The organism is Labilibaculum euxinicum (genome assembly GCF_963678175.1).
GTDB classification, from domain to species: Bacteria; Bacteroidota; Bacteroidia; order Bacteroidales; family Marinifilaceae; genus Labilibaculum; species Labilibaculum euxinus.
Genome location: NZ_OY782756.1, coordinates 4,673,328 through 4,696,218, shown reverse-complemented (window position 1 = coordinate 4,696,218; position 22,891 = coordinate 4,673,328). Strand labels below are relative to the sequence as shown.

Here is a 22,891-nt window from a genome sequence, read left to right as displayed (position 1 = left end):
TCAGGAACTGAGTATGTAAGTTGTTGGTTTTTCTTGAGCAAAAAAAAAGCGACTTAGGCCGCTTTTATTTGTTTTGTCGCTTTCGAAAATGTTGTGAATCTCCCCATTCTCCGTAGCCTATAACTCCATCTGCCATATTAATTCTGGCTTCCATGCAGTTGGTGCAATCATCCGCACCTTCATCAATGCAAGGCTTGTTTTGGTAAAGTAAATAGTTTGCTCTTTCGGTGGTTGGTGTAATATTGGGCATAATAATATTGGCTCCAATTCGCAGTGCTTTTTCTCTTCCCAGTGGATCAATAGCCTGCAGGGCAGTGGCCGAAGCAATATTAATATCCTTCATCATGATTCTAAGTACAGCAATCATTTTTAGTGTAAGTCTGAATCTATCATTCAGGCTCATTAATTGATCTTTGTACTGATACATTGGGGTTTGATCGTGTTCAATAAATGGTCCCATGCCAACCATGTCGATATCAAACTTTTGCATAAAAAGCAGATCGTTGGCTAAATCATCGTAAGTCTGAAAAGGAATTCCAATCATCACTCCGGTTCCGGTTTGATAGCCAATTTCCTGAAGATATTTTAGACATTTCAACCTTGTTTCGTGCGAATGTTCTTCGTTGTTAGGGTGGATTTTATTGTAGAGCTCTTTATTGCTCGATTCAATGCGCAACAAATAACGGTGAGCACCAGCATCAAACCATTTTTGATAGGTTTCTTTTGTTTGTTCTCCTATCGAGATGGTAATACCGAGTTCATTATTACTGACTTTTTTAATCTCTTTTAATAAGTTCTCAATCCGATCAATAAATTTTTGGTCCGATCTTTCACCCGATTGCAATACTAAAGAACCATACTTGTTTTCGTAAGCAAATTTTGCTGCTTTCAGTATTTCTTCGTCTGCAATATCGTATCTGTTTACGGCGCTGTTGCTCGCACGAATTCCACAATAAAGGCAATCTTTTTTACAGATATTTGAGAATTCAACCAATCCACGGAAGTGCACATTTCTTCCAACATATTTTAGTTTTGTTTCTGATGATTTCACAAATAATGCTTTTTCATCTTCATTTTTCGACTGTAATAATCGAATAATATCGTCTTTGGTGAATTGATCTTGCAGCAAGATCTGCTCAATACTTTTAGTCATTTGGAATTAGTTACTTTTAATTCGGAAGTAAAATTACAGATAAAATTTTAGCTTTTTGTACCCTATGATACAAAATGGATATTTGCATTATAAACTCCGAATTTAATTGTTTTGTAATGCATTGATAAAAAAATGCTTATCTCAAATTTGCGAATTGACAGTTTTTTACGTTAACGTTTGTTTTTGCTTACAGTTTGTTGGGTAAATCGCTCTTTTGGGAATAGAATATTATTATATTTGTCGCAAAATAGCAAAACACTAAACAACAAAAAATGATAAACGAACAGTTACTTAACCCTAAAAGTATTGTAGTTGTTGGAGGTTCCGATGATGTACAAAAACCAGGAGGTAAGGTCTTAAAAAATTTAATTGATGGTAATTTTAAAGGTGATCTTTATGTTTCAAATCCTAAAATGGACGAGGTTCAGGGAGTTGCGTCATACAAAGATTTGAAAGATTTGCCACAGGCTGATTTAGCAATTATAGCTATTGCTGCTAAATTTTGTCCTTCAACCATTAAATTTCTTGCTGAAGAAAAAAATACGAGAGCTTTTATTATACTTTCTGCCGGATTTAGTGAAGAAAACGAGGAAGGTGAGAAGTTGGAAAAAGAGATTGTGGAGATCGTTAATTCAGTGGGAGGTTCTTTAATTGGGCCAAACTGTGTTGGCGTATTAAATTCTAATTATAATGGTGTTTTTACAACGCCTATTCCAAGTTTAGATTCCAAAGGATGTGACTTTATTTCAGGGTCGGGAGCAACCGCAGTTTTCATTATGGAATCTGGTGTTCCCAAAGGATTGTCTTTCTCAAGTGTATATTCTGTAGGAAACTCCGCTCAAATGGGTGTAGAAGAGATTCTTAAATATATGGATGAGAGTTTTAATCCTGAAACCAGCAGTAAGGTTAAATTATTATATATCGAGAACATCGATAAGCCTGCCATGCTTTTAAAGCATGCTTCTTCTTTAATCCGTAAAGGTTGTAAAATTGCAGCAATTAAATCGGGTAGTTCGGAGGCAGGAAGTCGGGCAGCTTCTTCGCATACCGGTGCCCTGGCCAGTCCGGATGTTGCGGTTGATGCCTTGTTTAAAAAAGCAGGTATTGTTCGTTGCAAGGGGAGAGATGAGTTGGCAACGGTTGCCTCAATTTTTATGCACCCTGAGTTAAAAGGGAAAAATATTGCTGTGATAACTCATGCAGGAGGACCGGCAGTGATGTTAACAGACTCACTTTCGAACAATGGATTGGATGTTCCTCATATCGATGGGGCAAAAGCTGATGCTTTGCTTGAAAAACTATATGCTGGATCATCGGTGGCTAATCCTATTGATTTTCTGGCAACAGGAACCGCTCAGCAATTAGGAGATATTATTGATGCTTGTGAAAACGACTTTGATAATGTTGATGCAATGGCCGTAATATTTGGCAGCCCTGGGTTATTTCCAGTGTATGATGTTTACGATCTTTTGCACGAGAAAATGAAGCAGTGTAAAAAGCCAATCTATCCAATTCTACCTTCGATAGTTAATGTTAAAGATGAAATTGAGCATTTTCTTGCTAAAGGACGAGTTAATTTTCCTGATGAAGTAGTATTTGGTGACGCATTGGCTAAGGTTTATAATACGCCAAAACCTCAGGCAGAAGAAATTGTAATACCGGAAATTGATAAGCTTGCTATTCGTACGATTATTGATGAAGCTGAAGATGGTTATTTGAGTCCCGAACAGTTGCATAATTTATTGGATGCTGCAGGAATTAACAGAGCCAAAGAAGGTGTTGCCGATACTGAAGATGAAATTGCAGCTATGGCAAAAGAAATTGGTTTCCCTTTAGTGATGAAGGTTGTTGGCCCCGTTCATAAATCGGATGTTGGCGGTGTAACCTTGAATGTGAAAGACGAAGAAACTGTTCGTTCGGAATTCAGAAGAATGATGCAGATTAAAGATACTTATGCCGTTATGTTGGCACAGATGCTAAAGGGTACCGAAGTGTTTATCGGTGCAAAACGTGAAGAAAAATTCGGACACATGGTGTTGTTTGGTTTAGGAGGTATCTTTATCGAAGTTTTAAAAGATGTGAAAGCTTCATTGGCACCAATTGCTAAACAAGAAGCTCATGATATGATTCAAGGATTAAAATCTTACAGAATCATTAAAGGAGTAAGAGGACAGGAACCCGTTAATGAAGATAAATTTGCTGATGCAATTACTAGGGTAGCAGCTTTAATGAAAGTTGCTCCTGAAATTTTCGAAATGGATTTAAACCCTCTTTTAGGAAATAAAGAGGCCGTAGTTGCGGTTGATGCACGTATTCGAATTGAAAAATAATCCCGGATTTATTCGGAATAAAAACTTATAATTTTGTGATGAGAAAGTTGAAAGATCTAAGTTTAAATGAGAAGTTGATGATCAGTTTTGTGATAATCCTGTTATTAGGAATTGCTGTGAAATGGAATGGGGTAAAGGAAGGTTTTTTCAAAGGATGGAGTAAATACTCAGAACAAACAGATAAATAATATGGATAGCATGGGAATTTCTCATGCTATTCGTTTAGAATAAAACGATACATGAAAAGACAGGATATTATTTTTGCCTTTGGCTTCATTCTTTTGTTTTTGCCGTTTTTTATTTCTCAAAGCGTTTTTGATTTCTATATCGACTTTAATAAGGCGCATGGAATGATGACCAGCTTTGTGAAATTTGCAGTTTTGGCAACATTAGGTGAACTTATAGGACTTAGACTAAGAACAGGGAATTATTATCAAACCGGATTTGGAATATTACCACGAGCAATAGTTTGGGGATTTTTAGGGTTGACCATTAAATTGGCTTTTGTAATTTTTGCAACAGGAACGCCAATTTTTTTATCCTATTTGGGTGTTCAAGGAGCTGTTGATGCAATGAAAGGCGATTTTTCTCTGGTGAAATTATTGGTGGCATTTGCAACTTCTGCTTGTCTTAATTTAATCTATGCACCGGTTATGATGACACTTCATAAAATTACCGACACGCATATTCTTGATAGTGGAGGAACATTATCAGGATTTATGAGACCAATTCAGATTTCCAGAATTTTCATCAATCTTAATTGGGATGTTCAGTGGAATTTTGTCTTTAAAAAAACCATTCCTTTTTTTTGGATTCCTGCCCATACAATTACCTTTTTATTACCTCCTGATTTTCAGGTTTTGTTTGCGGCCTTATTGGGGATCGTTTTAGGGGTTTTACTTGCCATTGCAAGTTTGAAAAGTTCCAAATAATTTTAACTTTGTAAGAACGTTAAACACACAAACAAAATTGATATCACTAAACACTGTATCCTATGAGTAAAATTGGATTGTTTTATGGCCCGGAAGGTGGAAATGTAGAAAGAGTAGCTAAACTGCTTGCTGAAAAAATAGGTTCTGATAGAATTGTTGTTCATAAGGTTAAGGATTGTGAGGCTAAAGATGTAGCTCAGTATTCCAATATTATTATGGGGATTTCGACTCTTGGTAAACACAATTGGTCTTCGGATAATTCAGGAAACGATTGGGATATTTTCTTTCCTAAATTGAATGGTCTGAATTTAAAAGGAAAAAAAGTGGCTCTTTTTGGTTTGGGTGATCATATTGCTTATGCAGATTTTTTCGTCGATTCAATGGGCGATTTGGCTGACAGTATCATATTAACCGGAGCCGAAATTGTAGGACAGGTAAGCGATGAAGGATATGAATTTGGTGATTCTAGAGCTTTTAGAGAGGACAAATTTGTTGGTTTACCTTTGGATGAAGATTTTGAAGATGATTTAACCGAAGAAAGAGTAGAGAATTGGGTGAAATTAATTCTTCCTGAATTTGAATAATTAGAGGAATATAAATATTTAGGCTGACGGTTTACCGATCAGCCTTTTTTTTTGTTGGTTGTGACGATTCAGCATTTCGACAACGATTACTTTGTGTGAATTGTAATTATAACATTGTTATTAGTTTTAAATTGTAATGAATTTTCGTAAAATTGCAATGGTCAAAAATTACACTAATTTTTAATAAAATACTTAAACCAAAAATGATGAAAACCCCAATAAACTCTCAAATTGTTGATCAAAAACTTGCTTTGTGTGAGATTCATAAAATGGAGGATGCCACAATTCGTGATGTGGTTCGTGTTGTTAATATGATTGAAGAGGAAAGTGGCGAGAAGTTCATTCGCATGGAGATGGGAGTTCCGGGACTTAAGCCGGCAAAAGTTGGAATCGAAGCAGAAAAACAAGCTTTGGAAGATGGCGTTGCTTCTGCTTACCCTATGTTGGAAGGAGTAAGAGCATTAAAAGAGGAAGCATCAAAATTTGTGAAGAATTTCATGAATGTTGATATTGCACCTGAAGGTATTGTTCCGACAGTAGGTTCAATGCAAGGTGGTTATGCTGCATTTATGACCATAGGTAATTGTGATGCTAAAAAAGACACCATATTATTTATTGATCCAGGATTTCCGGTTCAAAAAACTCAGTTAGAGGTAATGAATCAGAAATATGAATCTTTCGATGTATTCAATTATCGGGGAGATAAGTTGAAAGCAAAACTGGAAGAGTTTTTGGTAAAAGGAAATATCGCGGGTATTATCTATTCGAACCCAAACAATCCTGCATGGATTTGTTTTAACGAGGATGAGTTGCAAATAATAGGAGAGTTGGCGAACAAGTATGACACAATTGTTATGGAAGATTTGGCCTACTTTGCTATGGATTTCCGAACCGACCTTAGTCAGCCCGGCGTTGCTCCTTATCAGCCAAGTGTTGCTAATTATACCGACAATTATGTGTTGATGATTTCCAGTTCAAAAGCATTTAGTTATGCTGGTCAGCGTATTGGATTGCTGTGCATTTCAAATAAATTATTTCACACGCGTTTCGAAAATTTAAAACCACGCTTTGGGGCTGATGAATTTGGTTATACTCTTATTTATAGAATTATCTATACTTTATCATCAGGAACTTCTCATTCTGCACAATATGCTTTACGAGCAATGTTAAAAGCGGCTAACGAAGGCAAATTCAATTTTATTGAAGAGGTTAAGGAGTATGGAGAGAGAGCCAAAATCATGAAAAAGTTATTTTTAGAAAATGGCTTTGAGTTGGTGTATGAGGGGGATATTGATTTGCCTTTGGCTGATGGATTTTATTTTACCGTTACTTATCCGGGTTTATCCGGGCCTGATTTAAATAAAAAACTATTGTATTATGGCATTTCAGCAATTTGTTTGAATGAAACAGGTAGTTTAAAAGAAGGACTTAGGGCTTGTGTTTCGCAAGTTTCCCGAAAACAGTTTAAGGTATTGGAGTCTCGGTTAAAAGAGTTTCATAAACACCATCAGATATTGGCTTAACAAATTGGTGCTAATGATGATAATAAGGAGAATATATTTGTTTGATAGATAGTAATTTGTGCGAAGTACAGATTAAAATTTCAAAATAACAGCACTTAAAGTTTTATGGATTTGTATTCATGAAACTTTTTTTTTGATGTATATTTAAATGTTAGAGAATTGATTCTCGTAACAATAACATTGTTTATGTCAGATTTCAATTTGTAAGCTACAATTGGATAATACAAATGAATTGTTACTTTAAGTTGTGATATTTATTTAGACTGATTGTAAATTTCTCAAAACCCTAATGAATCGAAAGCAGAATGGTGAAAAGTGCTTTTGATTTGTTACCTTTATCAAGTAAAATAAAATGTAATTCTTAATTCTAAATACGCTATGGCAAAATTCAAAGGCGCTATTGTTGTTGATACCGAAAAATGTAAAGGTTGTGGCTTATGTGTTGTAGCCTGCCCTACAAAGGTTATTGAACTTGCGCGCGACGTGAATGGCAAAGGTTATCATTATGCACATATGGCCAATGCTGATGCATGTATTGGTTGTTCAAGTTGTGGTTTAGTTTGTCCGGACACTGTAATTACCGTTTACAGAGTAAAAGCAAGCTAGACTAAGCTACCTTATTCTAAATCTGAAAAATTTATAAAAATATTTGTAATGGGAGACGTTCGTTTAATGAAAGGAAATGAGGTTATTGCTGAAGCAGCTATTCGCTGTGGATGTGATGGGTATTTTGGTTACCCGATTACTCCTCAATCCGAGATAATGGAAACCCTAATGATCCGCAGACCTCAGGAAGAAACAGGGATGGTGGTTCTACAAGCTGAAAGTGAAGTTGCGGCCATCAATATGGTTTATGGTGGAGCTTCATGCGGAAAAAAAGTAATGACTTCTTCATCAAGTCCTGGTATTAGTTTAAAAGCAGAAGGGATTACTTATTTAGCAGGTGCGGAATTGCCTGCTTTGATTGTTAATATCGTTCGTGGAGGACCAGGTTTAGGTACTATTCAGCCGGCTCAGTCAGATTATTTTCAGGCTGTTAAAGGTGGAGGTCATGGTGATTATAAATTGATTGTATTGGCTCCTGCATCAGTGCAGGAAATGAACGATTTTGTAGATCTTTCGTTTAAATTGGCCTTTAAATATTTAAATCCGGCAATGATTTTATCTGATGGTGTTATTGGTCAGATGATGGAAAAAGTTGAATTGTCAGATTTCAAACCACGATGGACTGCTGAGGAAATAAAAGAAATTTCAGGATCATGGGCTACTGTTGGTAAACCTGCCGATCGCGAACGTAATATCTCTACTTCTCTTGACTTGGATTCTGCTAAACAGGAAATATTCAATCATAAATTGCAGGCGAAATATCGCGCAATGGAAGAAAATGAAGTGAGATTCGAAAAGATTGCATGTGATGATGCAGAATATCTTTTTGTTGCTTATGGATCTAGTGCCCGTATCTGCCAAAAAGCAGTAGAGCAAGCTCGAGAAAAAGGAATTAAGGTTGGATTGTTACGTCCGATTACCCTCTTCCCGTATCCTACCAAAGCGATTCAGGAAATGTTGAAGGATGTGAAAGGAATTTTATCCGTTGAGATGAGCGCAGGCCAAATGGTTGAGGATGTTCGTCTTGCCGTTAATGGTAAAGTGCCTGTTGAGCATTTTGGACGTTATGGTGGAATCATTCCTACACCAGAGGAAGTAGTTGAAGCATTGGAACAAAAAATTTTAGGAAAATAAGTTATGACAGCAACGACTGAAATCAACAAAATAATTAGCAAAGAGAATCTGGTTTATAATAAAACCAGTGTTCTTTTGGATAATGAAATGCACTACTGTCCTGGATGTACTCATGGAGTAATTCATAAAGTAATTGCAGAGGTTATTGACGAGATGGGGATTCAGGATAAAACAATTGGTGTTTCGCCTGTTGGATGTTCTGTTTTAGCCTACAACTATATTGATATAGATTGGCAGCAAGCCGCTCATGGCCGTGCTCCAGCATTGGCAACAGCAACTTCCCGTTTGATGCCGGAAAAATATGTTTTCACTTATCAAGGTGACGGTGATTTAGCATCTATAGGTTGTGCTGAGATTATTCACGCTTGTAACCGAGGTGAAAATATCGTTGTGTTTTTCGTGAATAATGCGATTTATGGTATGACTGGTGGTCAAATGGCTCCAACTACATTGGAAGGTCAGGTTACTGCCACTACTCCTTACGGACGTGATTGTAAAGTCACAGGATTTCCAATGAAAATTACTGAAATGATTGCCATGTTACCAGGTACACGCTTTGTAACCCGTCAATCAGCAGAAACTCCTGGAGCAGTAAGAAAATTAAAGAAAGCAGCTCAGAAAGCTTTTGAAAATACACGGGAAAACAAAGGATTATCTTTTATCGAGATTGTTGGTACTTGTAGTTCCGGATGGAAACTTTCACCAGTTAAGTCTAACGAATGGATGAAAGAAAACATGTTTCCATACTATCCGTTGGGTACATTAAAAGATGAGTAAAAATCCTTTTTAATCAATTAAACTGTAAAAAAATGACAGAAGAAATAATAATTGCAGGATTTGGTGGTCAAGGTGTACTTTCAATGGGTAAAATTCTTGCTTATTCCGGAATCATGCAAAATCAAGAAGTGTCTTGGATGCCTTCTTACGGACCGGAAATGCGTGGAGGAACTGCAAATGTAACTGTAATCTTAAGCGACGATAGAATTAGTTCACCTGTTTTGAAAAAGTTTGATACTGCAATCATTCTTAACCAGCAATCTATGGATAAGTTTGTGAATGAGGTGAAACCTGGTGGTACTTTATTATATGATCCAAATGGTATTACGCATCATCCGGAAAGAAAGGATATTAATATCTATAGAATTCCCGGAGCTGCTCTTGCTGCTGAATTAGGAAATCCTCAAACTTTTAACATGATTATTATGGGAGGCTTTCTAAAAGTGAAGCCAATCGTATTATTGGAAAATGTTAAAAAAGGTTTGGAGAAGTCTTTGCCGGAGCGTCATCATAAATTAATACCTTTAAATATTGAAGCAATTCAAAAAGGTAGCGATTCTGTTGAGACAGTTCATACAATATAAAAGAAAATACAACAATATTAACATCAGGTATAATCAAAGGAGAATTCCAAGCGGGATTCTCCTTTTTTATTTTTAAAACACTAAGTGGTAGGTTATAATTATTTGGTATACAATTGCTTATTCGTTATGTTCTGATGATTTGCTTTCGAAATAAAAATATCTTTGTTTTGGTTGAAATATTATTTGATAAAGGGGATGTATGGAAGTGTTATTTTCTTTTATAAAATGAGATAAAAATAACTGAAACTTTAATTTGAAATATCTTTGTAATTTTAAATTAATGCTTACCTTTGCACTCCGATTCGGGAGTGTAGTGGTTAGGCATGATGATCGTATCGGAATTTCCTTATGAATAGTATATGGTTTTAGGGTTAAAACTTCGTATTGGAAATCATTTTGGGTTAGATAAAAGGCTGGTGGGGACCAGCCTTTTTTCATTATATCACTTTTCGTAAAAATGCATCTCCTTCAGGTAATTGTATGCCTTTTCGGGCATAAAATAAGGAACTTCTTTCTTCTCTTTTACAGCTTTACGGATGAAACTTGAAGAGATTTCTATTAAAGGGGCATCTACAGTATGAATGTTGCCTTTTAAAGTAATGTCTTCGCTCTTGAAATTGGGACGAGGATAAATAAATAAATCATGATTTTTTAGAATTAACTCATGATTCTTCCATTTTGTGAAGTTTTTCAAATTATCAGAACCAATAATCAGGCAAAATTGATGAGACGGATTCTTTTCTTTTAAATAAGTAAGAGTGTCGATAGTAAAAGAAGGTTGAGGCATCCCAAATTCAATATTTGAAGCTCTTAAATTGGGATATCGTTCAATGGCTCTATTTACCAATTCAAGACGATGGTAATCGGCTAAAAGACTGTTTTTTCTTTTAAAAGGATTGTGAGGACTAACCACAAACCAAATTTGTTCCATATCGGTGTATTCTGCCATGAAATTAGCAATAGCAAGATGTCCAATGTGTATTGGATTAAATGATCCGAAAAACAATCCTATCTTCATCCTTTTTTTTGTGTGATATGCTTATTTACTAAGAAAATTGTGCAAGGCTGTTTCAGCTTCAGCGAGAGCATCTTCCAGTTTATCGTTAACAATTACTTTATCAAACTGATCGGAAAAAGCTAATTCAAATTTAAACTTTTCAACTCGTTTGGCAATTACTTCATCCGAATCAGTATTTCTGTTACGCAATCTGTTCTCCAATTCAGTAATTGACGGAGGTTGAATAAAAATAGCTAATGCTTCATGTTTGTAAAATTTCTTGATATTTGTTCCACCCACAACATCAACATCAAATATTACGTTTTTACCTTTTTTTCTAATCTTGTCAACCTCACTTTTAAGAGTTCCGTAAAAGCAACCTTCATAAACTTCTTCCCATTCAAGAAATTCATCATTTTCGATTCTTGTTTTGAATTCTTCAACAGATAAAAAGTGATAGTCTTTACCGTCTGTTTCATTGGCTCTTTTGGCTCTGCTGGTGGCCGATATTGAGAATTCTAATTTGAAATTCTGTTTTAACAGATGTTGAACTATTGTTGTTTTTCCAGATCCACTTGGAGCGGAAAATATGAATAATTTACCAGACATTTGATATTGCGTTAGAGAGATTAGTATTATAAAAAAGCGCAGAGTGACTAACCCTACGCTAAAATATGATTTATTGTAATAATTACAAGACGTTTAAAAGTTGTTCCTTTATTTTTTCCAATTCATCTTTCATGTCAATTACAATTTTTTGGATGTTGGAATCATTGGCTTTTGAACCCAGTGTGTTGATCTCACGTCCAATTTCCTGAGCAATAAAACCTAGTTTTTTGCCCTCAGAGTTGCCTGCATTTGATGTTTCTATGAAATATTTGCAATGGTTAGCCAAACGAACTTTTTCTTCTGTAATATCTAATTTTTCAAGATAGTAGATGATTTCCTGTTCGAAACGGTTTTTATCTACATTCTGTTTTTCAACAAAATCTTTAAGATTATCATTAATTCGGGTACGGACTGTTTCAATTCGGTCATTTTCATATTGAGGAACTTGAGTCAAAAGATTCTCGATATTTGCTATTCTGGCAAAAATATCTTCCTGAAGTGCATTCCCTTCTTGATTACGGAAATCCATAATTCCTGCAAGGGCAGTTTTAAATCCTTCAAAAATCAGGTTCCATTCTTCTTCGTCAAGCTCTTGATATTCTACTTTAAGAGCATCCGGCAACTTCACTATGGTTTGCAAAATAGGCTCTTTGTCTATTGCGATTCCAAGATCCTGAGCCAGCTCATTTAATTGCTTGTAGTACGCTTCAACAATAGGTTTGTTGATTTTTGTTTCTTTGTCAGTACCAACACTTTCAATGAAAATGGAAAGTTCTACTTTTCCTCGTTCCAGCTTATTTTTAATCTCATTCCTTATCACCAAATCCTTTTCTTTGTAAAGGTTTGGTATTCGGGTATTGATATCTAGTTGTTTACTGTTTAGGGATTTGATTTCGATTGAAACCTTTTTGTTTTCCAGTTCAAGAATGGCTTTACCAAAGCCTGTCATCGATATTAACATATTTGGGCTATTTATTTCGGCAAAGGTAAGAGTTTGAAGTGAATTTACCAATCAAATCCTTTAGAAGCTCGAAGTTGATTAATTATTAATTCTATTTAATTATTCGCAGATAAGATTCTGTTTATGAGTATTCCTGATGTGATACAATTGATTTTTTTTTCCATCGGCCAGTGCGGTAGTAAAGATATGAGAATATTGTTCCCATTGACCAGCCAATAGGTATTGACCACCAAATTCCGGTTTCTCCAATATGCGATGAAAGAAAATAGGCGCAGGGAATACGTATAAGCCAAAGGGAAAAGAGTGTGATAAACATCGGTATTAATGTGTCGCCGGCACCTCTTAAAACTCCATTGGTTGTGAACATTGTTGAGAACAGAAGATAGAATGAGCTCACTATGATCAGGTACTTTTCACCAATAGCAATTACATTTGCATCTGTAGTAAATAGTTTCATTAAGTGACTGCCAAATAGGATTATTATAGCCGTCATCATCAGGCAAAATACATTTGACATGATGAATGTAACCTTAAATCCTTGCCGAACCCGGTTAATTTTATTGGCTCCTAAATTCTGACCAACAAATGCAGCTACAGCCTGTGAAAAATTCATTGCCGGCATCATCGCCAAGGAGTCAATTCTTCCTGCAGCTGTGTAGGCGGCAATTACATCGGTTCCAAACGTATTTACAATTCCGAGTAAGGCCATCATTCCAAGAGCAACAAAAGTATGCTGAATCCCCGATGGAATTCCAATTTTTAAACTCGTAATGAATATTTCCTTATCAAAAACCAATTTGAAAAGTGAAAATTTAATGATGTTATGGTTTCGGTTTAAATAAATAATACCGGAAATAAATGCACCACTTTGAGCCAATACTGTTGCCCATGCTGCTCCTGCAATTCCCCATTTAAAAACCATTACAAATAACAAATCGAATATGATATTGAAGATAGAAGCCAGTATTAAAAAATAAAGCGGTGTTTTGGAATCTCCCAGTCCACGAAGGATTGAACTTGTTCCGCTAAAGCCAAAAAACATGATCATTCCGGCCATGTAGACATTCAAATAGCTTGTTGCCTGAGGTATTAGTTCTACAGGTAATTGCAGTAAAAGAAAAAGATCTTTACTAAAATAGATTCCGAGCACGGAAACTAAAATACCGGCACCGAATAAAAACAGGTACATGGTATCAATTGCTCTTTTTACTTTATTGATGTCCTTTGCACCGTAAAATTGAGAAATTACGATGGAAAACCCGGAGCCGATTCCGATAAGTAAAGCAATTAAGGTGAAAATAATCGGAAATGATGCTCCAACGGATGCCAAAGCTTCTTTGCCCAAAACCTTCCCAACAATAATACTATCCACAATGTTATAGAGTTGTTGGAATACATTTCCCAACAACATAGGTAACGTGAAATTTAGTATTAGTTTGGTAACATTTCCTGAGGTAAAATCTTTCATTAAGTTTCTTGTTAGAGCCGTAGAGCTCTGCTGATTTTATGTGGTTCTGAGAGTTAAGCGCGTTCGCTCAATTCCAGCCATCGGAATTCTTTTTCGTCAATTAATTCAATAACTTTTTCAATACGACTCGCTTTTTCCATCAATTCATCGTTTGATAAGTTTCCTGAACTCATAGCAATTTCTATTTCTTCTTTTTCTGATGTTAACGTTTCAATATCTATTTCCAGTTGCTCAAACTCTCTTTTTTCATTAAAAGATAATTTTTTTGTTGGTTCCGATTTTGGTTTTTCCTTTTTAGGTGTTGATAATTTTTCTGTTTTTTTGATTTCCTTTTCTTGCTGATCTAAAGAATCACGGTAAATGGTGTAATTTCCCGGGAAATTCCTGATGATTCCATTGCCTTCAAATACAAATAATTGATCCACAACTTTATCCATAAAGTATCTGTCGTGAGATACAATGATCAGACATCCGGAAAAACTAAGCAGATAATCTTCCAGTACATTCAAAGTCATAATGTCCAGATCATTGGTTGGCTCATCCAGGATTAAGAAATTCGGGTTTTTCATCAAGACTGTCATCAAATACAATCGTCGTTTTTCACCGCCGCTTAATTTAGCAACCTGATTGTACTGAGTTTTAGTTGGAAAAAGAAAGTATTCCAGAAATTGAGAGGCCGACATCACTTTTCCATTGCCTAAATCAATAGATTCTGCAATTTCTTTAATTACGTCAATGATTCTTTCATTCTCATTAATTGTAATGCCATCTTGCTTGTAGTAGCCGTAAACTACAGTTTCTCCAATTTCAATTGAACCTGAATCGGCTTCAATATTCCGGGTAATCATGTTTAAGAAGGTTGATTTTCCCGTGCCATTTTTACCTACAATTCCTATTTTTTCTCCCCTTTGGAATTTATAGCTGAAATCTTCCAGTATTTTTAAATCGCCATAGCTTTTATACAGACGATCCAGTTCCAGAATTTTATTTCCCAACCTTGTGGATTTAATATCTAAATCCATTTTTGTTTCTTTAAATCCAGAGCTTGCTTTTTTCTTGATATCCTCAAAGGCATCAACTCTGTACTTGGCTTTCGTTCCTCGGGCTTGTGGCATTCTCCGTATCCATTCCTGCTCAGTTTTCATTAGTTTTTGAGCCTTACCAACTTCAGCATTTAAATTCTCAATTCTCTCAGCTCTCTTTTCTAAATAGTAGGAATAGTTGCCTTTGTAGGTGAATATGGTATTGGACTCTATTTCGATGATTTCATTACAAACCCGATCCAGAAAATATCTGTCGTGAGTAACCATCAATAATGTGCCTTTCGATTTGTTAAGATATTCTTCAAGCCATTCTATCATTTCCAGATCCAAGTGGTTGGTAGGCTCATCAAGAATTAAGAAATCAGCATCAGTGATTAAAACTTTTGCTAATCCAACCCGTTTTTTCTGTCCCCCGGAAAGTTCGCCAATAATTTGATCGAAATTGGTGATTTTTAGCTTGGACAAGATTTGCTTTACCTTATTTTCGTAATCCCAGGCCTTGAATTGATCCATTTTTTCAATGATATCTGACATTGCTTCCTGATCATTTTCATTGATTATCCTTTCGTAGTCACGAATTACTGAAAGAACAGGATCGGTGGAGTTAAAGACTTCATTAAGAATTGTATTGCTGTTGTTGAGGTCGGGGTTTTGTTCCAGATATGCTATTTTTAAATCACTGCGAAAGCTGATATCTCCACTATCCTGACTGTCTAGTCCCGAGATAATATTTAAAAGTGTAGTTTTTCCGGTACCATTTTTTGCAATTAATGCAATTTTTTGTCCTTGTCCAACGCCAAAACTAATGTTTTCAAATAGTGTAAGCTCTCCGTAACTTTTGGTAAGGTTTTCAACCTGTAAATATGATATCATGTAATCTGTTCTTAAATTTTTGAAGCTCAAATTTACGAATAAGTACTGATACATTACTAATCTGTTCTTGAATTAGCATTAACTTGTGCAGGAGGGGGCGAATTACACTCGCAGAGAGAACTTAATTGAGCAAAAAAAATCCTGCTATTATGCAAATAGCAGGATGTAACTGACTTTGTTTCAATGACTACAATTTCAATTTTTATAATTCGTTTAATACATAGGCTTCCGACCATACTTTGGTCATGATGCTGTAGGAAACCCATCCAAATCCATTGGTTCCCCAGTTTGTTCCCCAGGAATTCATTACAAGAAAGGCACCTTTACTGTCGTCGTAACCCACAACACAATAACAATGTCCGCCGTAATTTCTAACTGTTTTGGTTTGGATCTGATCATAGCCCAAATAGTAAAACTGACGATAAACAGGTCCGCCAACAACAATTGGTTTGCCTGCAGCAAGTTGATCTTTAAATGCATCGACTGTTTTTGGCACGGTGTTATAGCATGCTGCTTTGTAATTTGCTGCTTGTAATACTTGGTAATTGTCCGGATATACATCGCAGGAAATATCAGTGTACGGCATATCATTCCAAACGCAAACTCCTTGGTCTACAACCAAATCTAAACCATCAGTTACGTAGGAGCCACTGGCACAGTCGGTAACTTTAATTTGATTGTAAATGTATTCAGGGCTGAAAATATTCACGCTATAGTTGTATGAGCCACCATATAAAGCTTGCCAGCTAATACTTCTTCCAGCGTATCCAACCCCCCAGGAAACGCAAGATCCTTCTCCGCCTTGATTAAGAATTGGAGGACAGGAAAGATTTACTGAAAGTGAGTATGATTTAGTTGTGTTGATTTGTTTAGCACTGGGAATTTTATTGTATTGCTCAATTGGAAGTGGCAAATAACCCGAGTTTATGATGATATTTTCATCCTGGATTTGCTCTTGATTTGCAATTGAATCGTCGTTGCTATTACATGAAGGTGTTAAAAACAGGAAGCTCAATGCGAATACAGAGAGTAAGGTGATTCTGATTAAATTCTTTTTCATAAGTAAATTGTTAAAAGTTTGTGATAATGGTTTTGTAGTTTTATTGAAACAGTAAAAATATCAAGAGTATCAGTCTAATACCTTGTTATAGTTTCAGTTGACGTGAATTTACAATAAAATAGTTATATGTAAGGCTAATTATAGGTGTTGAAATGTGAATTATTTCATATTAGTGTAAGTTTTTTGAGCGTTTGTGTATTTTAAGTGCTTTTTAAGCATAGGTAAAGGTGTTATTTGGTCTTGTGATGATGGGTGATTTGAATTCATTTATTGGCTTTTTGTTTCGCAGGAAGATTCATTAAATTTTGTGTAATCTCAGAATTTGCATTAACAAATGGATTTTAATTCTTTGACTTTATTAAATTCGTATGATCAAAGTGAGATGAGCACTATTTGTATTTGATACCCTTATCTTGAAAATAGGTAGGATGGATTTACTAATCGAATATTAATCAGAAAGGATAAATTAGCTATGCGAAAGAAAGATAGATTTGAGAATATAATATCATGGTTTAAAGCAAATATGCCTGTTGCAGAAACAGAGTTGCATTATTCAAATCCATATGAATTATTAGTTGCTGTTATTTTGTCGGCTCAATGCACCGATAAAAGAGTTAATATGATGACTCCGTTTTTATTTGAAAAGTATCCTACTGCTTTTGAATTATCTCACGCAACTCAAGATGATGTTTTCAATTTAATACGTTCGTGCTCTTATCCAAATAACAAAGCGAAACATTTGCTGGGGATGGCGAAAATGTTGGTGGCGGATTATAAGGAAATTGTTCCCGATGATATTAAGGAACTTCAGAAATTACCAGGGGTTGGCAGGAAAACGGCAAATGTGATTGCTTCGGTAGTATACGATAAGCCGGCTATGGCTGTAGATACACATGTTTTTAGGGTTTCAGAAAGAATTGGTTTAACAACAAATTCGAAAACTCCCTTGGAAACAGAAAAGCAATTGGTGAAATTTATTCCAGAGGAATATATAGCGACTGCTCATCATTGGTTAATATTACACGGAAGGTATGTATGTGTAGCAAGAAAACCAAAATGTAAAACTTGTGGGATTAAAGAGTATTGTAAATATTTTGAGAAGGAAGAAAATAAAAATAAAAAAGCCTCAACCTGAAGCTTTTAATGTCTGGTTATAAGAATAGGAGTAAGCTTAATGCCATAACCGCCATTCCAGCAATTAAGCCGTAAACTGCAATATGGTGTTCTCCATATTCTTCAGCTGTTGGTAATAACTCGTCTAAAGAAATGAAAACCATAATCCCAGCAACGCCACCGAATAATACTCCAAAAACAGTATTGTTTAAGCCTAAAAACGAATAGATTAAAACAAATCCGATTAGTGCGCCAACAGGTTCTGCTAATCCGGAAATGAAAGAGTAAAAGAATGCTTTTTTTCTACTGCCGGTAGCATAATAGATAGGTACCGACACTGCTATTCCTTCTGGAATATTGTGTATCGCTATCGCAACAGCAATTGGTATTGCAATCGTAGGGTCTGCTAATGCGGCAGCAAATGTTGCTAATCCTTCCGGGAAATTGTGAATTCCAATTGCAAGTGCAGAAAACATTCCCATTCTCATTAATTTCTTGTCCACAGGTTTTTCACCTTCAAGATCTTCTATCTTTTTCACCTCATGAGGATTCTCGAAAGAGGGTATCATTTTGTCGATAATTGCAATAAATAAAATTCCACCAAAAAATGAGATGACGGTATACCAGGTGCCGGTAACCTCACCATGATCAAGAATTAGTGCATCTTTTGCTTTTTGGAATATTTCTACAAGTGATACGTAAATCATTACGCCGGCAGAAAACCCTAAGGAAAGTGCCAGGAATTTTGTGTTTGTACGTTTGGCAAAAAAGGCAATTGTACTACCTATCCCGGTAGCAAGACCTGCAAATAAGGTCATTCCAAATGCGATTGCAACGGTGTTAAATTCAAATTCCATATGTAGATTGCTTTTTTTGGATTGATATATTGTGGAATAAATATAGTGAATTATTTGGAATGTGTCTAAATAGTATGTTGAGATGTTTACATCTTGTTTTAAGAGATGGCAAGTGGTAAATTTAATTAAATCAGATTGAGTTGATTAAATAACTTTTAATTTAAATAATAAAATTATGGCTTATATTATTTCAGATGACTGTACTGCTTGTGGTTCTTGTATAAATGAATGTCCGGTAGATGCAATTTCGGAAGGAGATATTTATGTTATCGATCCAGACACTTGTATTGATTGTGCTGCCTGCGCAGAAGTATGTCCGGTTGAAGCAATTTCTGAGGGGGAGTAAATATCATTATAAACTGTCTAAAGAGAGAGTTCATGATATCTGAGGTTCCCAAAAATAGAACGGATATAGAAAATTATGTGATTGAGTTCGGTATTTTTTACCGGACTCAATTCGTTTAAATGCGTCTTTATTATGAATTTATTGGAGAATATTTAAGAATAACATGTCATTTATGGTTTGTCAAAATGAGGAGAGGCAATTGTTTTGCGAAGTTTGATAAGATTAATATTTACAGTTTTTCTAACGAGACCCCTCCATCGATTATTAATTTCTCAAGAGTAAAGTTAATATGGATGGATTAATAAGAGCCGGTAAATTATTCATATTCTTTGTTATATACTTAAAAGCACATAAATAAGTGGGAGAAGAAAATGCAATTGGTGTTTTTTGAATAATAAGATGTGATTTTTGTTAAAAAAGTAGGTTGTTAATGTGTTTTTATTTGATCATAAGGTAGTTATGAGAAAAATTATTAGTGAGAATTTTATACTAAATAAGTTTTTATAGTAATTAGTTGTTTTGGAGTATAATTTTGTTATGAAAATTTGAAATGTCTTTGTAATATGAGTATATGTACATTTTTAAATATTTGTACTGTTAATTATTATTATTGTTTTAGTTAGTTGGTTTATTGTATTGCGTTGATTAATAGTATTTAACAAGTATGAAAAGTTTCGCGAGATCGTTAAAATTTGTTAAATTAATCTCCGTTAACCACATGTATTTTTACTAACTAAAAATTTCTTTTATGAAAAAACTGACACTTATTGTTTGTGTTGTATTACTATCAATCCAGATAGTTAGTGCGCAAACAAGACAGGTTACTGGTATTGTCACCAGTGCCGATGATGGATTGGGTATGCCTGGAGTCTCCGTGGTTATTAAAGGAACCACGTCAGGAACAAGTACCGATATTGACGGTAAGTATACCTTAAATGCTGAATCTTCGGATGTTTTATTGTTTAGCTTTGTAGGGATGACAGCACAGGAAATTCCCGTTGGAAATCAAACTGTGATTAATGTGACTTTGGATGTTGAAACGATTGGAATGGATGAAGTTGTGGTAACAGCATTTGGAATTGAACGAGTAGCAGAATCAGTTGGTTACTCGGTTTCATTGGTAGACGAAGAAGAGCTACTTGATAATGCAGAGCCAGATATACTTCGCTCTATGACAGGCAAGATCCCTGGGGTGACTATTGGATCAGCTACAGGAGCACCAGGAGCTGCAAGTAAAATTAATATTAGAGGTGCTACCTCATTTACAGGAGATAATCAGCCTTTGTTTGTGATTGATGGGGTTCCTTACTCTAATGACAATATTGCAACTAGTGATAGTGATGCAAGTATCGTTGGAGGTCAATTTTCTTCAGGTATTTCATCTGTAGACCCTAACGACATCAAAAGCATTCAGGTGCTTAAAGGTGGTGCTGCATCGGCTCTTTATGGATCGCGTGCTGCAAATGGAGTAGTATTAATTACTACAAAATCGGGTGCTGCAAAAGTTGGAGGTGTAAAGAAAGGTTTTGGTGTTAATATCACTTCTTCTTATGGATTTGAAGAGATTACAAGTAATCTTCCTGATTATCAGAACAAGTATGGACCTGGAACTAATTTTGAATATGCTAATTTCAATGGTTCGTGGGGAGCTGCCTTTAGTACGAGAGATTCTATTCCAACGCCTGAGAATTTAACAACAAATTTTCCGGACCAGTTTGGAGATAATATTGCCTATGTCGCTCGTCCTAATAATGTAAAGGATTTATTTGATACAGGTATTATTCATGAAAACTCTGTCAATATTACTCACGGAGGAGAAACCTCAACATTTAATCTTACAATGTCTGAAGTAGGACAAAAAGGTTATATCCCACACAGTGGTTTTGATAGAAAATCATTTGCTCTTGGAGGAACAGCTAAGTTATCAGAACAATTGAGTGTTGGAGGAAATATGAGTTTTTCTCATGTTGACCAAGATGGTCCATTGTTTGGTAATAACCAAATAAGTGGAGGAGCTTCTTCGTTTGCACGTGCCCTTTGGCCAGGACGTAGCTGGAATTGGACAGAGTGGCCTTACGAAAATGCTAATGGTGAGCCTGTTATACCTAATGGTGGTTATGACCACCCACTATGGTCATGGAAGCACAATACGAATAATCAGACTATTGATCGTACAGTACTAGGTATGAATGCCTCATATGAGATTTTGCCTGGTTTAACTGCAGGTTTAAATGCTGGTTATAACAGGAGTCTTCAGGAGCAACAAACAGTTACGGATATAGGGTCACGTGGTGCAGAAGGTCTTGGTGAAATTAGAGAAAATAGTTATGTAACCGAAAGACTGGAGTCTACATTTACTTTATCTCTGAATAAAGACGTAAGCGAAGACTTTAATATTCAGGCAACAGCAGGACTCAATGTGAGTCAGAATGATGTTAGTGTATTTAGAATAACAGGAACTGAAATTATCAACCCTGGAATTTATAAATTGAGAAATACCAAAAGTCAGTCAGTAACTAGTGACTATACAACACGTGATAGAATCATGGGTTTATTCGCACAAGCTACTCTGGGATATAGGGATTACCTATATTTAACTTTAAATGGCAGAAATGACTGGAACTCTGCGCTTTATCTTCCTGAGGGAGGCGTGGGAAACGAAACAACTAATTTCTTTTATCCAGGTGCTACACTTGCATATGTATTTACAAACCATTTTGATTTGAGTGATACACCTATCGATTTTGGTAAATTGCGTTTTGGTTGGTCAAAAGTAGGTGGAGTTGGTGCATTAGGTCCATACGATAACAATGCTGTATTTATAACTGATCCTTCTGCATTTGGAGTAAATCTTATAAGAAACTCTACTAGTTTAAGTAATCCAGTGTTGTCTCCTGAATTTACTAAAGAATTTGAAATTGGTGGTGAGTTTAGGTTTCTTGAAGGTCGCATTACTTTAGATGCTACATATTATGACCGAACAACTACAGATATATTGGTACCTCTAACTGTTCCAAGATCTACAGGATTTTCTACATATTATACCAATATCGGAGAAATGACAAATAAAGGTGTTGAAATAGGTCTTGGCTTAACTCCTGTAAGAATTAATAATGGTTTTTCTTGGGAGATCTTTTCTTCATTTACTACAAACGAAAATAAAGTAACAAAGATTATCGAAGGTATTGACCAATATGCAATTAATGTTAATGAGGTTGCTTTTGTGAAAAAAGGAGAACCTCTGGGTGTTTTTGTAGGAAGTTCAAATTACAGAGACGACAATGGCAACTTCCTAATCGACAGATCAACAGGACAATTACTTAGAAATAATGAGCAAGAAGTGATAGGAGATCCTAATATTGACTTCAGACTTGGTATAACAAATACATTCAAATACAAAGGTTTGTCGTTACGTGTATTCTTTGATTGGAGAGAGGGAGGAGACGTATTCTCTAACACTATAGCTTCTTTATTGGGGCGTGGGGTAACAAGAGATACTGAAGATAGAGAAGAAGGAAATTATATTATTCCAGGAGTATATGGAGATCCTAATACCGGGGAACCAATGTTGGATGGTAGTGGTAATTCAATCCCAAACACTACAGGTATAAATATGAACAATTTGTACTTTGGTGAGTCTTTTGCGATTAATTCTTCTGACGAAATGAAAATTTATGATGGAACCACCTATAGGTTGCGTGAGCTTAGTTTAAATTACACGCTTCCTAGTAAGTGGTTGGACAATACATTTTTAACGAGAGCATCTATAGGATTTACTGGTAATAACCTATGGTTTTTTGCTCCTAATATCCCTAAATACACCAATTTTGATCCAGAAGTATCGAGTTTTGGGGCTTCTAATGTACAGGGAATTGAGCAAACTGCGGCACCAAATCCAAGAAGATATATGTTTAACGTGAAGTTTTCTTTCTAAAAACATG

At 35.5% G+C, this 22,891-nt stretch carries 20 protein-coding genes; 12 read left to right on the top strand and 8 right to left on the bottom strand.

Features of this window, described 5'->3' with window-relative positions; all coding sequences use genetic code 11:
* Nucleotides 1-64: 64 nt before the first annotated feature.
* Nucleotides 65-1,153 carry a [FeFe] hydrogenase H-cluster radical SAM maturase HydE gene (gene hydE, locus ACY0M5_RS18495; protein WP_461630185.1) on the bottom strand — a complete coding sequence of 363 codons (1,089 nt, stop codon included), beginning with the start codon at nt 1,151-1,153 and terminating at the stop codon, nt 65-67.
* A 272-nt stretch (nt 1,154-1,425) separates the two neighbouring features.
* Between hydE and ACY0M5_RS18490 the strand changes: the two genes are divergently transcribed.
* The 9 genes from ACY0M5_RS18490 (at nt 1,426) to ACY0M5_RS18450 (ending at nt 9,623) form a co-directional block, all read left to right on the top strand.
* Complete coding sequence (locus ACY0M5_RS18490) at nt 1,426-3,483, top strand: acetate--CoA ligase family protein (RefSeq protein ID WP_461630184.1); 2,058 nt, start codon at nt 1,426-1,428, stop codon at nt 3,481-3,483.
* 38 nt (nt 3,484-3,521) lie between these two features.
* Complete coding sequence (locus tag ACY0M5_RS18485) at nt 3,522-3,671, top strand: hypothetical protein (RefSeq protein ID WP_154675792.1); 150 nt, start codon at nt 3,522-3,524, stop codon at nt 3,669-3,671.
* A 51-nt stretch (nt 3,672-3,722) separates the two neighbouring features.
* Entirely contained in the window at nt 3,723-4,415 is a 693-nt protein-coding gene (locus ACY0M5_RS18480; RefSeq protein WP_461630183.1) for a hypothetical protein, read from the top strand.
* Between the two features lie 62 nt (nt 4,416-4,477).
* Nucleotides 4,478-4,999, top strand: coding sequence for a flavodoxin (locus tag ACY0M5_RS18475; protein WP_461630182.1), 522 nt, complete (start codon nt 4,478-4,480; stop codon nt 4,997-4,999).
* A gap of 206 nt (nt 5,000-5,205) precedes the next feature.
* Nucleotides 5,206-6,522 carry an aminotransferase class I/II-fold pyridoxal phosphate-dependent enzyme gene (locus tag ACY0M5_RS18470; protein WP_197092576.1) on the top strand — a complete coding sequence of 439 codons (1,317 nt, stop codon included), beginning with the start codon at nt 5,206-5,208 and terminating at the stop codon, nt 6,520-6,522.
* A 378-nt stretch (nt 6,523-6,900) separates the two neighbouring features.
* Nucleotides 6,901-7,128 (top strand): 4Fe-4S dicluster domain-containing protein, encoded by a 228-nt coding sequence (locus ACY0M5_RS18465; protein ID WP_101308731.1) that lies wholly within the window; start codon nt 6,901-6,903, stop codon nt 7,126-7,128.
* A gap of 48 nt (nt 7,129-7,176) precedes the next feature.
* A complete protein-coding gene (locus ACY0M5_RS18460; RefSeq protein ID WP_101308730.1) occupies nt 7,177-8,262 on the top strand; it encodes a 3-methyl-2-oxobutanoate dehydrogenase subunit VorB in 1,086 nt (361 codons plus the stop codon).
* 3 nt (nt 8,263-8,265) lie between these two features.
* On the top strand, nt 8,266-9,039 hold the full coding sequence (locus ACY0M5_RS18455) for a thiamine pyrophosphate-dependent enzyme (RefSeq protein WP_101308729.1): 774 nt from the start codon (nt 8,266-8,268) through the stop codon (nt 9,037-9,039).
* Between the two features lie 32 nt (nt 9,040-9,071).
* On the top strand, nt 9,072-9,623 hold the full coding sequence (locus ACY0M5_RS18450; protein ID WP_156194352.1) for a 2-oxoacid:acceptor oxidoreductase family protein: 552 nt from the start codon (nt 9,072-9,074) through the stop codon (nt 9,621-9,623).
* A gap of 442 nt (nt 9,624-10,065) precedes the next feature.
* On the opposite strand, the gene nadD is transcribed toward ACY0M5_RS18450, so the two are convergent.
* The 6 genes from nadD to ACY0M5_RS18420 all read right to left on the bottom strand — a co-directional run bounded on the left by nadD (nt 10,066) and on the right by ACY0M5_RS18420 (nt 16,634).
* Nucleotides 10,066-10,641 carry a nicotinate (nicotinamide) nucleotide adenylyltransferase gene (nadD, locus tag ACY0M5_RS18445; RefSeq protein ID WP_124991211.1) on the bottom strand — a complete coding sequence of 192 codons (576 nt, stop codon included), beginning with the start codon at nt 10,639-10,641 and terminating at the stop codon, nt 10,066-10,068.
* A 21-nt stretch (nt 10,642-10,662) separates the two neighbouring features.
* The gene (gene gmk / locus ACY0M5_RS18440) at nt 10,663-11,229 is read right to left on the bottom strand and encodes a guanylate kinase (protein ID WP_156194353.1); all 567 of its coding nucleotides are present in this window, start codon (nt 11,227-11,229) and stop codon (nt 10,663-10,665) included.
* A gap of 82 nt (nt 11,230-11,311) precedes the next feature.
* The gene (locus tag ACY0M5_RS18435) at nt 11,312-12,190 is read right to left on the bottom strand and encodes a YicC/YloC family endoribonuclease (protein WP_191991575.1); all 879 of its coding nucleotides are present in this window, start codon (nt 12,188-12,190) and stop codon (nt 11,312-11,314) included.
* Nucleotides 12,191-12,311: 121 nt separating this feature from the next.
* On the bottom strand, nt 12,312-13,658 hold the full coding sequence (locus ACY0M5_RS18430) for an MATE family efflux transporter (protein WP_461630181.1): 1,347 nt from the start codon (nt 13,656-13,658) through the stop codon (nt 12,312-12,314).
* Between the two features lie 53 nt (nt 13,659-13,711).
* The gene (locus ACY0M5_RS18425; RefSeq protein WP_461630180.1) at nt 13,712-15,574 is read right to left on the bottom strand and encodes an ABC-F family ATP-binding cassette domain-containing protein; all 1,863 of its coding nucleotides are present in this window, start codon (nt 15,572-15,574) and stop codon (nt 13,712-13,714) included.
* Between the two features lie 202 nt (nt 15,575-15,776).
* The gene (locus tag ACY0M5_RS18420; RefSeq protein ID WP_461630179.1) at nt 15,777-16,634 is read right to left on the bottom strand and encodes a C1 family peptidase; all 858 of its coding nucleotides are present in this window, start codon (nt 16,632-16,634) and stop codon (nt 15,777-15,779) included.
* A gap of 472 nt (nt 16,635-17,106) precedes the next feature.
* Between ACY0M5_RS18420 and nth the strand changes: the two genes are divergently transcribed.
* Nucleotides 17,107-17,769 (top strand): endonuclease III, encoded by a 663-nt coding sequence (gene nth / locus ACY0M5_RS18415; RefSeq protein WP_461630178.1) that lies wholly within the window; start codon nt 17,107-17,109, stop codon nt 17,767-17,769.
* Nucleotides 17,770-17,785: 16 nt separating this feature from the next.
* Here nth and zupT read toward each other — a convergent pair whose 3' ends face one another.
* Nucleotides 17,786-18,604: a zinc transporter ZupT gene (zupT, locus tag ACY0M5_RS18410; protein WP_124991205.1), complete on the bottom strand. Its 819-nt coding sequence runs from the start codon at nt 18,602-18,604 to the stop codon at nt 17,786-17,788.
* A 175-nt stretch (nt 18,605-18,779) separates the two neighbouring features.
* On the opposite strand from zupT, the gene ACY0M5_RS18405 reads away from it, so the two are divergent.
* On the top strand, nt 18,780-18,950 hold the full coding sequence (locus tag ACY0M5_RS18405) for a DUF362 domain-containing protein (RefSeq protein ID WP_124991204.1): 171 nt from the start codon (nt 18,780-18,782) through the stop codon (nt 18,948-18,950).
* A 748-nt stretch (nt 18,951-19,698) separates the two neighbouring features.
* Nucleotides 19,699-22,884, top strand: a complete 3,186-nt coding sequence (locus ACY0M5_RS18400) for a SusC/RagA family TonB-linked outer membrane protein (RefSeq protein WP_461630177.1) — start codon at nt 19,699-19,701, stop codon at nt 22,882-22,884.
* Nucleotides 22,885-22,891: the final 7 nt, after the last annotated feature.